Annotated in this window: 1 protein-coding gene; it reads left to right on the top strand. The window is 74.3% G+C overall.

From position 1 onward, the window contains the following. On the top strand, positions 1-514 hold a 514-nt coding region (locus AC1D01_RS38285), incomplete at both ends, for a ComEC/Rec2 family competence protein (RefSeq protein WP_477875254.1).

Below are 514 nucleotides of genomic sequence, written 5' to 3' on the forward strand. Positions count from 1 at the left end.
GTGTGGATGCTCGCGGTCGTCACGCTGCTGCAGGCCGGTGCACGCCGCTGGCCGTGGCCGCTGGTGCTGCTGGCCGCGGCGGTGGTGGTCAGCGCCTGCGATCCCTGGGCGCTGCTGCAGCCGGGCTTCTGGCTGTCGTTCATGGCGGTCGGGCTGCTGATGGCGTCCGAGCCGGTGCATGCCATCGCCTCGGCGTCTGCGCCCGCCAGCCGGCTCGCCACCGCGTGGCGCAGCCTGCGGGCCGGCCTGCGCACGCAGGTGATCGCCACCGTCGGCCTGGCACCGCTGACGCTGGTCTTCTTCCAGCAGATCTCGCTGGTCGGCTTCGCGGCGAACCTGGTCGCGATCCCGCTGATCACGCTGGTGATCACGCCGCTCGCGCTGCTGGGCGCCGCCTGGCCGCTGCTGTGGACGCTCGGCGCCTGGGTCGAACAGCAGCTCGTGGCCTGGCTGACGCTGCTGGCCCAGGCCCCGTGGGCGGTGTGGAGCGTGCCGGCCGCACCGGCGTGGGCCG

The organism is Rhizobacter sp. P3_B12 (assembly GCF_056402895.1).